The following is a 13,327-nucleotide window of genomic DNA, read 5'->3' as shown; positions in this document are numbered from 1 at the left end:
TCATGTCCCTCCCTCCGTCTCAGCGCCGGCCGCCGCCACGATGGCCACCGCCACCGCCGCGTCCGCCGCCGCCCATGCCACGCGGCGGCATGGCGCGCTGGCCGCCGCCGCGCACCGCCGCGCCGCGGCTGGAATGCATCTGAGCGCTGCGGCCCGAGCGCACCTCGCCGAGGCCCGAGGGGGTCCGTGGGCGATTGTCGACCCGGCCGCCGGGCTTGGGCGCGCCGGACGGGCGTTTAACCTGCCCGCCGGACGGCCGGTTGACCTGACCACCCCCGGGCCGGTTGACCTGCCCGCCGGAGGGACGATTGATCTGGCCGGCGCCGGGTCGGTCACCGCCGCCGGGGCGATCACCGACATTGGGGCGCTGGGCGATGCCCGGACCACCCGCTCCGCCGGGGCCGGGACGGTTGCCGCCACCCGCCTTCAGACCGTCGAGCGTGCTCTTGCGCACGTCGCCGACCGGGCCGCCGCCGGGACGCGCCCCGCCGGGATTGTTGCGGCGGATGTCGCCGGCCTTGTTCTTGAGGTTGTTGCCACGATCGCCTTCGAGGCCGTTGCGGATGTTGGTGCGGTCGATCTTGTTGAGCTGGTTGCGGTCGAAGTTCAGCTTGCTGCGATCGACATTGCGCCAGTCGACGTCCTTGATGTTGACCCGGCCGTTGAAGTTGCGGTCGTTGAAGCAGTTGTTGCAGTCGAAGTCGGCATCGCCGCGCCAGCGCCCGCCCCACACGCCCCAGTCGTTCCAATCGACCGTCGCCGCCCAGATCGCCCCGGTCACGGCGGCGGTGAAGAAGGTCGCCGTCGGCCAGAAATAGGACGGATAGGGTTCGTCGTAATAGGTCACCGGCGCCGGGACGTAGCCGGGCTCGTAGAGCATCTCCGGCGGGTATTGCGGGATGTAGATCTTCTCGGGATTGGCGGCCTGGATGATGACGTTGTCGTTCTCGGTCGTCACCTTGACCTTGTCGTCGGACTTGATGATGCCGGTGGCGACCGCCTGGTCGCGCAGCTGCTGGATGGCGACCAGCACGTCCTTCTGCTGGTTGGCCAGCGCGTCGCCGAGCTGCTGCGTCCAGTCGAGATCGTCGCTCATCATCTTGACGATCTGCGGGTAGTTGAGCAGCGCGATCACGCTGTCGTCCCAGCTCGTCTTGGGCTGCAGCTTGGGATCCTTCTGGCGCGCATCGAGGAAGCGCTGGGCTTCGACGATCTGCAGCGGATAGAGCGAGGCGGCCGAGATCACCGCCACCAGCTCGTCCGGATAGAGCGCGATGCGGGCGACCAACACTTCCAGTTCCTGCTCGCTCAGCGGCTCGGGCGCCGCGTCGGCGGGAGTTGCGGGCGCGGCCGCGGCGGCCGCCGCCGGCTGCGCCGCCGGGCTCTGTGCCCGCGCCGGCGCGACCATCGCCGGCCCTATGCCGAGCACCGCCGCAAGCGCAAGGCTCAACACGCCGCGCCAGCCGCCTGCGAACGGTTTACTATGGGCCGCTGAACGAAAGCTGGATCGAGGGATTTTGCGCGGCGTTTCTTCTTCGGCGTTGCAGCAAATTTCCATGACACCCTCCGTGGCCGTCGCCACTTCGACCCCTTCGGATCGGAACACGCCAAGATAATCACTTTTCCGAATTTTCAAACACGCAACATGTGGGGCGATCGGCTTGTCGACATCGACGTAACATTTCAAAATTTCTAGGATTTATTCTGAGGTCGACTGCTGGTTTTCTCGCCGGGCGAATGCTTTGTCCCGCCTCCCCTGCCCCGCTATCAACCCGGACGCCGCGATCTGAGCTACCGCGCTACCGCGCGCGAGGACGATGGCCGAGGATCGGCACGGCCATGCCGGGGCAAGGAACGTGAGCCGGCTTCGGCGGCTTCGAGACAGCCACAGGTTTCGAACAGCAGCGCGCGGACCCAGCGGTGGCCGGCATCGCGATGGGTGCGCTCGTGCCAGACCGCCAGCTTGACGAAGCCCGGAACGTCGATCGGCGGCTCGAGCAGCACCAGACCGGCCTCGCTCTCGGCAATTCGGCTATATCTCCCACGACATCAGCGAACTCGCCCGGATTGTGCGCGACGTCCTTGATGAAGGCGCGCCATTGACGCTGCTTTTGGTCATCCGCTGCGAAAGCTGGCGTCAGTGCATCTGGCAGATTTTCCGGAATTGCCGTCTCGCGCCGCGCGAAGGTGGCCGCGATCGCCCGCGCCAGCCTGTCGTCGTCGAAGCTGAACGACCTGCTGAGAATCCAGATGTCATAGAAGTCCTTCATCCGGCTGTTGGCACGCCCTAGCGCGACCATCGCCTGGAACTTCTCGGCAATGACCGTCTCGCGCGCATAGGCTCGCAGCCGTGGGGCAGGAAATTCCAGCATGGAGGGATAATCCAACATCTCGGCTCCAGGCTCCATCGCATCGCCAAAGCCGATGTCGATCGTCAGACCGATGCGGGCGCCGCTGATCGAGGCCGTTGTCCGCAGTCGCAGTCCGCCATATTCCAGCTCTTCACGGATACGATCGACCCGGAGTGCGTCGACGTCGAATTCCACGCCGTCGGTAGCTTCCTGCGCCAGGATTTCGCGGAATGTCGCCAGCATCGACTCGGGTTCAGGATCGCCGAAGCCCAACAGATCGAGATCGCGCGTGCCACGATGTGGATCCTCGAACCAACTCATCATCAGCATTGCGCCTTTTAGGACGAAGCGGTCCGCATGCGGTGATTGGCCGAGCCGGAACAGTAGCCGTTCGAGGGCAAAGCGCGTCAGAACGAGATCGAAGCTCTGGCCGCTTGCCTTAGCGAGTTGCAGCAGGCGGGCGCGAACCGAGGCGCCGATATTCTTGAGCTCCTTAGCCATTGGCGGTAAGCGCCTCGAGATAGGGTCGAATGATCGTAGCGACCGCCCCTCGCTCGGCCTGCCTGGCAATCTCGCCAGGCGTCGTCTTGCGTTGACGCAGCGCCTCCTGGAGCCCTTCAATCGCCACCGACAGGCCGATCTTGTTCCGATACCGGAAGCAGTCGGCAATCGTCTTGGCGACGCCGAAAACCTTTACGGGCACGCCCTCGATGGTATGGGATTCAACGCCCTCCGTGAGCAGGCGGTCCGTGAACCGCACCAGCCGAACCGGCGCGCCATCAGCTTTGGGAGCCCAATCCTTTTGGCCAATGGCGATCCACACCTGCCTTGGGAGTTGATCGGTAAGTTGATGGAACGCGAGGGCCGAGACGAGGCAGATCACACCCTTGGGCACGCGTTTCGCTGCCTCTGCGAGACTGTGGTGGGCGTCGAGCGGCGCATCGGGGAGTTGATAAAGCCCTCGCGCAAGCCGGAGCACCTCGCCATCCCGCTCCATGCGGCTCATGGTGGCCGCGGTCACTCCCGCCGCCATCGCCATGGGCGGCGACTGGCACGATCTCGGCGGTGGCCTGACCGAGGGCTCCGCCGACAGCGTCGCGCTACAGCCGCTCTCTCGGATCGACGAGGCGGCAGAGCGTGCCTGGGCCGCCGACTGGATCGTCGCGATCCTGATGCGCGAAAACATTCAGGTCACGCCCGAGGTCAAGGAGCTGATCTGGACGGCGCTGTCGTCGCTGGCGAGCGCGCCGATCGGCGAGCGCACCCTGACGGGCCTCGCGGTGCTGCTGCAATCGAACGACCTGAAGCAGGCGCTGCGGCCGTACTGCGTCGGCGGGCCCTACGGCCGGTTGCTCGATGCCGAGAGCGAGCATCTCGGCGTCGCAACCGTCCAGGCCTTCGAAACGGAAGGCTTGATAGGGACGGCCGCGGCTCCGGCGGTGCTCGCCTATCTCTTCCACCGCATCGAGGACCGGCTTAACGGCGAGCCGACGCTGATCATCGTCGACGAAGGCTGGCTCGCCCTCGACGACGAAGGCTTCGCCGGCCAGCTCCGCGAGTGGCTGAAGACGCTGCGCAAGAAGAACGCAAGCGTCGTCTTCGCTACCCAGTCGCTGTCCGACATCGACGGATCGGCGATCGCGCCCGCCATCATCGAGAGCTGCCAGACCCGGCTGCTGCTGCCGAACGAACGGGCGATCGAGCCGCAGATCACCGCGATCTACCGCCGCTTCGGCCTCAACGATCGGCAGATCGAGATCCTCGCCAGGGCCATGCCCAAGCGGGACTATTACTGCCAGAGCCGTCGCGGCAACCGGCTGTTCGAGCTGGGCCTCGCCGACGTCGCGCTCGCGCTCTGCGCGGCATCCTCCAAGACCGACCAAGCCGCCATAGACCGGATCGTCACCGAGCACGGACGCGAGGGCTTCCTCGCAGCGTGGCTGCGCCATCGCGGCGTCGCGTGGGCGGCCGACCTCATTCCCAACCTCACCAACCTGGAGACACCATCATGAAATTGCGCCGTTACCGCGCAGCGCGATTCGCTGCTGCACTGCTCGCGGCTCCTGCCGCGCTCGCGCCAGTTTTCGCGACGCCTGCCCAAGCCATCATCGTCTACGACCCAACCAACTATGCGCAAAACGTGCTGCAGGCGGCTCGCGCGTTGCAGCAGATCAACAACCAAATCACTTCTCTGCAGAACGAGGCGCAGTCCCTGATCAATCAGGCGCGAAACCTCGCCAGCCTTCCATTTTCGTCGCTTCAGCAGCTTCAGCAGTCAGTGCAGCGGACCCAGCAGCTCCTTCAGCAAGCGCAGGGCATCGCCTATAACGTCCAGAACATCGACCAGGCGTTCAATACGAACTACGGGGCCGGCAGCGCGTCGATGAGCGCCTCCGATCAGCAGCTCGTCGCTCAGGCGAAAGAGCGCTGGAACAACACCGTTTCAAGCCTGCAGGACGCGATGCGCGTGCAGGCCGGCGTCGTCGGCAACATCGATACCAACCGTACGCAGATGTCGGCGCTGGTCGGACAGAGCCAAGGCGCCACCGGAGCCTTGCAGGCGACGCAGGCCGGCAACCAGCTCCTCGCGCTCCAGGCCCAGCAACTCGCCGACCTCACCGCCGTCGTCTCGGCCAACGGCCGGGCCCAGGCGCTCGCCGAGGCCGAGCGGTCGGCCGCCGCCGAACAGGGTCGCGAGCAGCGCCGCCGCTTCCTGACCCCGGGCGTCGGCTACCAGTCCGGCAATGCGCAGATGTTCCCCGGCAGCAACTGAGGGCGCGGCGATGGACGGTAAGTTGCTCGCGCGTATCGGCGCCATCGGTTTCGTGACCTTCGCGATCACGGCGACGGCCATCGAACTCTCCCGCAAGGACGAACCGCCGCTGTATCGCAGCGTCGCCGCGGCGGCCGAGACCGGCGTCGACCCGCTCAAAGCCGAGCTGCGGCGCTGCCAGCAGTTCGGGGAAGCCGGGACCCGTGATCCAGCCTGCCTTCAGGCCTGGGCAGACAACCGCGACCGCTTCCTGAAATCCTCGCAGGCCTTGCAGCCGCAGCCGGCACCGCAAGCGCCAGGTCCGCAGGGCCAGCCGCAGAACCCTCTGGCCCCGCGCGCCCCCGCGGTCAACGAGACCGCGCCAGCGACCGACTCCCACACGAACGAGGCGCGTTGAGATCATGGGCGGCACGGGCGTCATCGACCATTTCCTGGAGGTCTTCACCCGCTACATCGATAGCGGCTTTGGCCTCCTCAGCGGCGAAGTGGCCTTCATCGCCACCACCCTGATCGTGATCGACGTGACGCTCGCCGCGCTGTTCTGGAGCTGGGGCGCCGACGACGACATCATGGCGCGCCTGGTCAAGAAGACGCTCTTCGTCGGCGTCTTCGCCTACCTGATCGGCAACTGGAACAACCTCGCCCGCATCATCTTCGAGAGCTTCGCCGGGCTCGGGCTGAAGGCATCCGGGACTGGCTTCACGGTCGCCGACATGATGCGGCCCGGCCGCGTCGCGCAGACGGGGCTCGATGCTGGCCGGCCGCTGCTCGATTCCATATCCGATCTCATGGGTTACTGGAGTTTCTTCGAAAACTTCATTCAGATCGCAGTGATGCTGCTGGCCTGGGCGCTCGTGCTGCTCGCCTTCTTTATCCTCGCGATCCAGCTCTTCGTCACGCTGATCGAATTCAAGCTGACCACGCTCGCCGGCTTCGTGCTGATTCCCTTCGGCCTCTTCGGAAAGAGCGCCTTCATGGCCGAGCGCGTGCTCGGCAACGTGATTTCCTCCGGCATCAAGGTGCTGGTTCTCGGCGTCATCATCGGTATCGGGTCGAGCCTCTTCTCCGAATTCACTGCCGGCTTTGGCGGCCGGACGCCGACGATCGACGAGGCGATGGCGATCGTGCTTGCGGCGCTGACGCTGCTCGGCCTCGGCATATTTGGTCCTGGCATCGCCAACGGCCTCGTGTCCGGCGGTCCGCAGCTCGGCGCCGGCGCCGCGGTCGGCACTGGGCTCGCTGCAGGCGGCATGGTCGCAGCGGGCGCCGCCACAGTCGGCGCCGTCGCCTCCGGCGGCGCGGCGCTGGCGGGCGGCGCAGCCGCAGCAGCCCGTGGCGGTGCGGCACTGGCGGGCGGCGCATCGACTGCACACAGCCTGGGCGCTGCAGGGCAGACGGGCGCCTCGGGCGTGGCGAGCGGCCTGGGCGGGGTCGCCCGCGCCGCTGGCTCGGCCGCCACATCGCCGCTGCGACGCGCCGCCGAACGTGCGTCATCGAGCATGCGCTCCAGCTTCTCGAGCGGAGCCCGCGCCGCCTTCGAGGCGACCGGGGGCTCCTCGACCATGGGCAGTGTCGGCGAAGCCGCCAACGACGCAGCGCCAAGCCCTGCCGGCGGCGGCGATCAGCCGCCGGCCTGGGCCCGCCGCATGAAGCGCTCTCAACAGATGAGCCACGCCGTCTCGACCACGGTTCATGCTGTGCGCAGCGGCGACAGCCACGGCGGCGGCTCCTCCATCAATCTCTCCGAAGGTGACCGCTGATGTTTCGACGACCCTCTACCCACTATGGAAAAGCTCCCGAACCCGAAACGCCGTATCAGCGCGCCGCGCAGGTCTGGGATGACCGCATCGGCTCGGCCCGCGTCCAGGCGCACAACTGGCGCTACATGGCGTTCGGCTCACTTTTCCTGTCGGCGGGATTCGCGGCGGCGCTGGTCTGGCAGTCGGCGCGCGGCACTGTCGTTCCCTGGGTTGTTCAGACCGACCGGCTCGGCCAGGCCCAAGCGATCGCGTCGGCGACGGCGGACTACCAACCGACCGACCCCCAGATCGCGTTCCACCTCGCGCGCTTCATCGAGCAGGTCCGTTCGATCCCGGCGGACGCCATCATCGTCCGCCAAAACTGGCTGCGCGCCTATGACTTCACGACGGACCGGGGAGCAGCCGCGCTCAACGACTACGCGCGCGCGAACGATCCCTTCACCAAGGTGGGCCGCCAGCAGATCGCCGTCGACGTCTCGAGCGTGATCCGCGCGTCTCCCGACAGCTTCCGGGTCGCATGGAGCGAGCGCCGCTACGAAAACGGCCAACTCGCCGAAACGACCCGATGGACGGCGATCCTCACCATCGTCGTCCAGATTCCGCGCAACGCCGACCGGCTGCGCGCCAATCCGCTGGGGATCTACGTCAACGCAATTTCATGGTCACGGGAGCTGGGGCAATGACGATACCGATTTTCCGTAAAGCCGGAGAACCGGCTTTACGTTCTCACACACTGACGGCTTTGCTGCTTTCCGCGACGGCGCTTGCCGGCTGCGCGACGACGCAGAAGCCTCCTGAGATTAGCTACGACGACGCGCCGGCCGCGGTGCAGACGGTCGACCCACCAGCGCCGGTGCGGGTGGTCGAACTGCCGAGGCCGCTGCCGCTGCCCGGGCAGATGAAACCCGTCGAGGAGTCGCGGCGCGCGCCCGAACCGGCCGATCCCACGGCCCGCATCAACCAAGCCAATGCCGCCGCCCGCATCCAGCCGGTGCGCGACGGCTTTATCAACTCGATGCAAGTCTATCCCTTCACGCAAGGGGCGCTCTATCAGGTCTACACCGCAGTCGGTCAGATAACCGACATCGCGCTCCAACCCGGCGAGCAACTCGTCGGCTCCGGGCCTGTGGCCGCCGGCGATACCGTGCGCTGGATCATTGGCGACACCCAGAGCGGTTCCGGCGCGACGCTGCAGGTCCACATCCTGGTGAAGCCGACACGAGCCGAGCTGATGACCAATCTCGTCATCAATACCAATCTGCGCACCTACCACATGGAACTGCGCTCAACCGAGCGCACCTATATGGCCTCGGTCTCCTGGCAGTATCCGCAGGACCAACTCATTGCCCTTCGCCGCCAGAACGCCGAGGCGCAGGCAAGCCAGCCAGTTGCCACCGGCGTCGATCTCTCGCGCATCAATTTCCGCTACGAGGTGACGGGCGACCGCGCTGCGTGGCGTCCGCTGCGCGCCTATGACGACGGCCGGCAGGTCTTCATCGAATTCCCCCGGGGCATCGGTCAGGGCGAAATGCCGCCGCTCTTCGTTGTCGGCGCCGAGGGCAACACCTCCGAACTCGTCAACTACCGGGTCCGCAACAACTACATGATCGTCGACCGGCTCTTCGCGGCCGCGGAGCTGCGCTTCGGCTCCGGCGACAGCCAGAGGCGCGTCCGGATCAGCCGCACCGACGGGAGGCCCGCGTCGTGAGCGATGACCGGAACGAGGAAGAGGAAGCCGGCGCGCCGCTGACGGGATCGGCGCCGGAGGCGGCGGCCCCAATGCGGTTGCGCGCCGAGGCTCCGCGTGTCACGCGGCTGTCGCGCAAGGTGCTGGCTGGGCTCGGACTGGTAGCGAGCCTCGGCCTCGGCGGCGCGCTGGTCTACGCGCTCCAGACCCGCAACGGTGGGCGGCCGCCCGAGGAACTCTATTCGACCGACAACCGCTCGACGGCGGACGGCCTCCAGGGCCTGCCGCGCGACTATACTGGCGTGCCGCAGCTCGGGCCGCCATTGCCCGGCGATCTCGGCCGGCCGATCGTCAGCGCTCAGAACCGCGGCCAGCCCGTGCCGGCGCCCGGCGTCGCGCCTGTGCAGCCCGGTATCAGCCCGGAAGAGCAGCGCCGCCTACAGGAGATCGAGACGGCGCGGACTAGCCGGCTGTTTGCGGCCTCGGAAGCCCGCACCACGACGCCGGCGACGCCGAGCACGCAGACGCTGGCGCAGCCCGATCTAACGAGCCTTGGCCTCGCGCCGCCGGCGGCGACGCCAACGGCTCAGGAGCGGCAGCAGGCGTTCCTCAACGCTCCGGTCGACCGGCGCACTGTCGCGGCCGATCGCGTCGCCGCGCCGGCGTCGCCGAACATCCTGCAGGCGGGCGCGGTCATCTCGGCGGCGCTGATCACCGGCATCCGTTCGGACCTCCCGGGCCAGATCACCGCGCAGGTCACCGAGAACATCTATGATAGCCCGACCGGCCGCATCCTGCTCGTGCCGCAGGGCACGCGCGTCATCGGCCAGTATGACAACAACGTGCAGTTCGGGCAGAGCCGCGTTCTGCTCGTCTGGAACCGGCTGATCTTCCCGAATGGCCGCAGCATCGTCCTAGAACGGCAACCTGGCGCTGATGCGGAGGGATATGCCGGCCTGCAGGACGGCGTCGATTATCACTGGTGGGATCTCGCCAAGGCGGCCGGCCTTTCGACGCTGCTCAGCGTCGGCGCCGAACTCGCCGTGGACAATGATGATCGCTTGATCCAGGCGATCCGCAATGGCGGGCAGGACACAATCAATGACGCCGGCCAGCAGATTGTCCGCCGCCAGCTCACAATTGCGCCGACGCTGACGATCCGGCCAGGCTTCCCCGTGAGGGTGATCGTCACCCGCGATCTGGTGCTTGAACCCTATGGAGGATCTTGATGGCGAAACTGAAGCTGGGGCCGCTGATCGACGACAAGCCAGTAAAGGTCACGATCGAACTGCCAGCGGCGCTTCATCGCGATCTCGCGGCCTACGCAGAAGTCCTCGCTCGCGAGAACAGACAGGACATCAGCGATCCGTCGAAGCTGATCGCGCCGATGCTGGCGCGATTCATCCAGACTGATCGCGGGTTCGCCAAGGCCCGTAGGGGTCAAGGGCCGCAAAAGACGGACCCGGCGGAGTCATAGGCACGGCTCCAAGTGTCCAGGATCGTGTCGTTCTGCGACGATCCGCATCTGCTGCTTGCGAGTAGTTGCGCGGTTTTCAGGAAGCTGAGGAAGGCAGGATTGTCATTCGCTGCTGACCAGACGACGCTGAACGGCACGATATCGGCTTGAGCGGTGAGCGGCCGCAGCACCAAGCCAGGAACATTGACCGCGGTCCACGCGGCCGAAACCAGAGTGATTCCCTGACCAAGGGTGACCAGGTTCATCAGCGTGTCTTGGAGGACCAGCTTGTCTTCGATGTCGGGATAGTTGCTGTAATCGGCCGACCGACGGATGATGTAGTCATGCACCTCTGGTCCAGGTTCACACCGACTGACGATGAAGTGCTCGGTCTTGAGATCGGCCCAGTCGAGCTTAGGCCTTCCTGCGAGCGGATGCCCTGCCCACAGCGCGACATAGACGCGCTCGCGCCAGAGCTCGCGTGTCTCACATCCGGGAACGGGATCTGAACCGGTGATGATAGCGGCATCCAGTCGCTGAACGCGGACCGCCGCCAAGTGCTCGCGCCGACCGCCGTCCCGCAGATCGATCCTGACCCGCGGGTGCCGCTCGGCATAGGCTTCGACCAGTTGGCGCAGGAATCCCCCGGCCAGCGAGGTCAGAATGCCGATGCGCACCAGGCCCGTTTCGGCGCGGCGCATCGCCCGAGCTGAGCGCCTTGCCGACTCAAATTGCTCAAGCGCCGGCGCGACCTCAGCCAGGAACTGCTCTCCCGCAGTGGTTAGCCGCACTCCAGAGCTTGACCGTTCGAACAGCATTATGCCGAGATAATCCTCGAGCTGCCGGAGGGCGCGACTGATGCTAGACTGATCGACGTCGCACAGTTCCGCAGCACGCCTGAAGCTTCCCACTTGGGCGGCGGTCGTCAAGTATTTGAGCTGCCGAACGGCATGCCTCATAGCACCGTCCCAGTTAGGAATACCCCGACTTTCTCGATCTGCTCTAGCGCCATGGGGCTTAGAGGGTGGGAGGCGAACTCAGGCTTCTTCACCTCGCTTCCGTCCCTTCGTGCAGTATGGCCTCTATACGCGGGACCGATCGACCTCGGCTGCGGAGGTCGCCCTGGCGCATTTCCGCGACAGCCTCCAAGGGGACCGAGTTTTTGGGCCGGCGCATCCACCCGAAGGCCGCTTACGGTGATCCGCCCCTCAAAATGCAAGCTGGTCTCCGCTAGACGTAAGCGATAGCCCTCCCAAGAACGAGAACGCTGCACCACAGCAACAGGGACGCTGAGATGGAAAGCGTCTTGATCGGCCCCAGCGCTGTGATCTCCGCTGACCCACGAGTGAAACGTTGAAAGAGCAGTGCATTGGCAATTGCCAGCGAGAATGCCAGCAGTTTCAGTCGAAAAGCCGGGTTGTTCCAGAACTCTAGAGGGTCTGACACGAACAGCAGAGCCCCAGAGAGTGCTGCGATGGCGATGCCACATTTTGTGACCGCCAACAGCGGCGTCACGGCGGTCGCGAGCGCTGGAGATCGCAGGATGCCCAAGAGGGCGAGATCGACAACTGTAACAGTCCCGAGGACCATCGCGATCCCGGCCAGATGCAGGACCTCGATCGCCGGAAACAGCCATGTCGAGCGGCGAATGAGGTCGGAGATCGGCAAGGCTTGCAGCAGTTCCAACATCTTTGGCGCTCATGAGCATGATGTCGGTGGTACCGGCACGGACCGTTGTCGAACCGCGCGGTTGTCGTCGAGAATGACGACTTCGGGCCTGAATTCATGACCATCGTCACAAGCGAGATAGCCGACCATCCGCAGACGGCGACCCGAGGCGGTATCGCTCTCTGTCATGCCCCAATCGGCGAGGCGCGACGGTGGCGCAAGAACGATGACGTACTCTGCTCCATCGGTCGGCAGCGCCTGAATGCTTGTGGGGACAGGCAAGGCGGGCATCGTGCGCAGAAGCCCGTTTTCCGCTTGTGGCATTTTCACCCGCGACAAGTCGGGTACTGACGACATCGCGGTTGGACGCAGGACAATCTCGGGATGTGGATTGCCCCAGCGCACCGATACGATGTGGCCCTCAAGATAATAGATGCGGCTGGTGTCGAAATACGTCCAGCCATGGTGCGCGAAGACCGGAACCGTATCGAAGGCCAGAACAAGCGCCGCAGCAAGAATGGCGAGCTTTTTCTTCATGACGTCACTCTCCAACTTGCGGCGTATGGCTGGGCTCCAGAAACCGGGTAACGGCCCGCAGGAAGACGTCCCTACCGGCATCGGCGCGGTCGAGATGTACGAAATGCGTAGCTTCCGGGATCGTCACCAGCTCTGCCCGTGGCGCCTCGGTGACGATGTCCTGCGCGTCCTGCGCCCGGCTCCAGAAGTCACGTCCGGATCGCACGACCATGACCGGCATCGTCAGGGCTGATGCGGCCCATTGGCGTTTGCCTACTGCGAGCTCAAAGCTATCCGCCATGGCCCCACTGGGGGATCGGAAGCTTGGCGGTTCGCGAGTGACCGATGTTTCATCGGAAGCCAGTGCTGCATCCGCATAGGCGCCAGCGACGCGAGGGTCTCTCCAGGTCGTCTTGTCCGGAGCAGGAATGCTATTGTCCCAGGCCGTGAACAGGCTCGCTCTTGTGTTGAAGCGATAGCCCCCGAAGGAGGAAATGTTGAACTGCCCCGGCTTCAGGGGATCTTCGAGCGGTGAGCCATGACCAAGCGACTTGTGCTCGTTCGATCTGCCATAGAGAGTATTGTAGAGCACCAGCCGTTCGACCGTTCGTGGGTGTTCTGCCGCGAACGCCGCAGCCCAATGTCCGCCTGTCGCCCAGCCGACGATGCTGACCTGCGTATCCCCACTCCACTCGGTGATTGCGTCCACGGCCGCAGCGATATCGGCAACCGCCTCGTTGGTGCGGATCAGAGGGGCGGAGTCGATCGCTGGATGTGCCATCGCCGCAGGACGGCTCGACTGCCCATACCCCCGCAGGTCGAGGATATAGACGAGATGTCCGGCTTCCGCGAGATCAGCAGCCAGGGAACCGCCCTCCACGGAGAGATCGAATGAGGCGACGCCGGGGACCCGTGCGCCATGGAGGAGAAGTACGGCGGAGTTGACATCGGCCGGACCACCCGCACGGCGAACCTCTCGAACAAACAGATGCTCGCCGGTGGCGAGATCGACATGGCGGTCGATCCTGACAACGGCCGGCTCAGCGGCCGTTGCAAGGTTTGTGGTTATGAGCAGCGCGCCCGCGAGGGCTGGGGCTAAGCGGTCGATCATCACAT

The 13,327-nt window shown here is 65.6% G+C and carries 13 protein-coding genes and 2 pseudogenes; 8 read left to right on the top strand and 7 right to left on the bottom strand.

The features are described 5' to 3' along the window. Positions 1-19: 19 nt before the first annotated feature. The 3 genes and pseudogenes from KHC28_RS17250 to KHC28_RS17240 all read right to left on the bottom strand — a co-directional run bounded on the left by KHC28_RS17250 (position 20) and on the right by KHC28_RS17240 (position 3,390). On the bottom strand, positions 20-1,450 hold the full coding sequence (locus KHC28_RS17250; RefSeq protein WP_376772733.1) for a DUF3300 domain-containing protein: 1,431 nt from the start codon (positions 1,448-1,450) through the stop codon (positions 20-22). A 580-nt stretch (positions 1,451-2,030) separates the two neighbouring features. Further along, a pseudogene (locus KHC28_RS17245) lies at positions 2,031-2,852 on the bottom strand (nucleotidyl transferase AbiEii/AbiGii toxin family protein); the annotation flags it as partial. Further along, positions 2,845-3,390 (bottom strand): type IV toxin-antitoxin system AbiEi family antitoxin domain-containing protein, encoded by a 546-nt coding sequence (locus tag KHC28_RS17240; protein ID WP_214009572.1) that lies wholly within the window; start codon positions 3,388-3,390, stop codon positions 2,845-2,847. The gene KHC28_RS17240 and the pseudogene KHC28_RS17245, both read right to left, overlap by 8 nt. On the opposite strand from KHC28_RS17240, the pseudogene KHC28_RS17235 reads away from it, so the two are divergent. The 8 genes and pseudogenes from KHC28_RS17235 to KHC28_RS17200 all read left to right on the top strand — a co-directional run. Next, positions 3,377-4,363, top strand: a pseudogene (locus KHC28_RS17235) (TraG/VirB4 family ATPase); the annotation flags it as partial. The gene KHC28_RS17240 and the pseudogene KHC28_RS17235 overlap by 14 nt on opposite strands. Then, complete coding sequence (trbJ, locus tag KHC28_RS17230; RefSeq protein WP_214009571.1) at positions 4,360-5,124, top strand: P-type conjugative transfer protein TrbJ; 765 nt, start codon at positions 4,360-4,362, stop codon at positions 5,122-5,124. The pseudogene KHC28_RS17235 and the gene trbJ, both read left to right, overlap by 4 nt. A gap of 10 nt (positions 5,125-5,134) precedes the next feature. After that, on the top strand, positions 5,135-5,521 hold the full coding sequence (gene trbK-alt / locus KHC28_RS17225) for a putative entry exclusion protein TrbK-alt (RefSeq protein ID WP_214009570.1): 387 nt from the start codon (positions 5,135-5,137) through the stop codon (positions 5,519-5,521). Between the two features lie 4 nt (positions 5,522-5,525). Then, positions 5,526-6,884 carry a P-type conjugative transfer protein TrbL gene (gene trbL, locus KHC28_RS17220; protein ID WP_214009569.1) on the top strand — a complete coding sequence of 453 codons (1,359 nt, stop codon included), beginning with the start codon at positions 5,526-5,528 and terminating at the stop codon, positions 6,882-6,884. Further along, positions 6,884-7,567 carry a conjugal transfer protein TrbF gene (gene trbF, locus KHC28_RS17215; protein ID WP_214009568.1) on the top strand — a complete coding sequence of 228 codons (684 nt, stop codon included), beginning with the start codon at positions 6,884-6,886 and terminating at the stop codon, positions 7,565-7,567. The genes trbL and trbF overlap by 1 nt, the downstream gene beginning before the upstream one ends. Then, complete coding sequence (trbG, locus tag KHC28_RS17210; RefSeq protein ID WP_214009567.1) at positions 7,564-8,592, top strand: P-type conjugative transfer protein TrbG; 1,029 nt, start codon at positions 7,564-7,566, stop codon at positions 8,590-8,592. The genes trbF and trbG overlap by 4 nt, the downstream gene beginning before the upstream one ends. 71 nt (positions 8,593-8,663) lie before the next feature. Continuing rightward, on the top strand, positions 8,664-9,800 hold the full coding sequence (locus tag KHC28_RS17205; RefSeq protein ID WP_246564993.1) for a TraB/TrbI/VirB10 family type IV secretion system protein: 1,137 nt from the start codon (positions 8,664-8,666) through the stop codon (positions 9,798-9,800). Beyond that, the gene (locus KHC28_RS17200; protein ID WP_214009565.1) at positions 9,800-10,048 is read left to right on the top strand and encodes a DUF2274 domain-containing protein; all 249 of its coding nucleotides are present in this window, start codon (positions 9,800-9,802) and stop codon (positions 10,046-10,048) included. The genes KHC28_RS17205 and KHC28_RS17200 overlap by 1 nt, the downstream gene beginning before the upstream one ends. Here the strand turns inward: KHC28_RS17200 and KHC28_RS17195 are convergent. The 4 genes from KHC28_RS17195 to KHC28_RS17180 all read right to left on the bottom strand — a co-directional run bounded on the left by KHC28_RS17195 (position 10,012) and on the right by KHC28_RS17180 (position 13,322). Beyond that, complete coding sequence (locus tag KHC28_RS17195; protein ID WP_214009564.1) at positions 10,012-10,986, bottom strand: LysR family transcriptional regulator; 975 nt, start codon at positions 10,984-10,986, stop codon at positions 10,012-10,014. The two genes, KHC28_RS17200 and KHC28_RS17195, sit on opposite strands and share 37 nt — an antisense overlap. A gap of 271 nt (positions 10,987-11,257) precedes the next feature. After that, positions 11,258-11,716, bottom strand: a complete 459-nt coding sequence (locus KHC28_RS17190) for a hypothetical protein (RefSeq protein WP_214009563.1) — start codon at positions 11,714-11,716, stop codon at positions 11,258-11,260. Positions 11,717-11,725: 9 nt separating this feature from the next. Beyond that, positions 11,726-12,232 (bottom strand): hypothetical protein, encoded by a 507-nt coding sequence (locus KHC28_RS17185; protein WP_214009562.1) that lies wholly within the window; start codon positions 12,230-12,232, stop codon positions 11,726-11,728. 4 nt (positions 12,233-12,236) lie between these two features. Continuing rightward, positions 12,237-13,322 carry an alpha/beta fold hydrolase gene (locus KHC28_RS17180; RefSeq protein WP_246564929.1) on the bottom strand — a complete coding sequence of 362 codons (1,086 nt, stop codon included), beginning with the start codon at positions 13,320-13,322 and terminating at the stop codon, positions 12,237-12,239. Positions 13,323-13,327 lie beyond the last annotated feature (5 nt).

Source organism: Ancylobacter sonchi (genome assembly GCF_018390695.1).
Lineage (GTDB): Bacteria > Pseudomonadota > Alphaproteobacteria > Rhizobiales > Xanthobacteraceae > Ancylobacter > Ancylobacter sonchi.
The sequence above is the reverse complement of the archived record's forward strand: the minus strand, read 5'-3'. Positions and strand labels throughout refer to the sequence as shown.

Coding starts and splice junctions, on each gene's coding strand:
- KHC28_RS17240 (WP_214009572.1), bottom strand. CDS start 3,390: ATGGCGATGGCGGCGGGAGTGACCGCGGCCACCATGAGCCGCATGGAG.
- trbJ (WP_214009571.1), top strand. CDS start 4,360: ATGAAATTGCGCCGTTACCGCGCAGCGCGATTCGCTGCTGCACTGCTC.
- trbK-alt (WP_214009570.1), top strand. CDS start 5,135: ATGGACGGTAAGTTGCTCGCGCGTATCGGCGCCATCGGTTTCGTGACC.
- trbL (WP_214009569.1), top strand. CDS start 5,526: ATGGGCGGCACGGGCGTCATCGACCATTTCCTGGAGGTCTTCACCCGC.
- trbF (WP_214009568.1), top strand. CDS start 6,884: ATGTTTCGACGACCCTCTACCCACTATGGAAAAGCTCCCGAACCCGAA.
- trbG (WP_214009567.1), top strand. CDS start 7,564: ATGACGATACCGATTTTCCGTAAAGCCGGAGAACCGGCTTTACGTTCT.
- KHC28_RS17205 (WP_246564993.1), top strand. CDS start 8,664: ATGCGGTTGCGCGCCGAGGCTCCGCGTGTCACGCGGCTGTCGCGCAAG.
- KHC28_RS17200 (WP_214009565.1), top strand. CDS start 9,800: ATGGCGAAACTGAAGCTGGGGCCGCTGATCGACGACAAGCCAGTAAAG.
- KHC28_RS17195 (WP_214009564.1), bottom strand. CDS start 10,986: ATGAGGCATGCCGTTCGGCAGCTCAAATACTTGACGACCGCCGCCCAA.
- KHC28_RS17190 (WP_214009563.1), bottom strand. CDS start 11,716: ATGTTGGAACTGCTGCAAGCCTTGCCGATCTCCGACCTCATTCGCCGC.
- KHC28_RS17185 (WP_214009562.1), bottom strand. CDS start 12,232: ATGAAGAAAAAGCTCGCCATTCTTGCTGCGGCGCTTGTTCTGGCCTTC.
- KHC28_RS17180 (WP_246564929.1), bottom strand. CDS start 13,322: ATGATCGACCGCTTAGCCCCAGCCCTCGCGGGCGCGCTGCTCATAACC.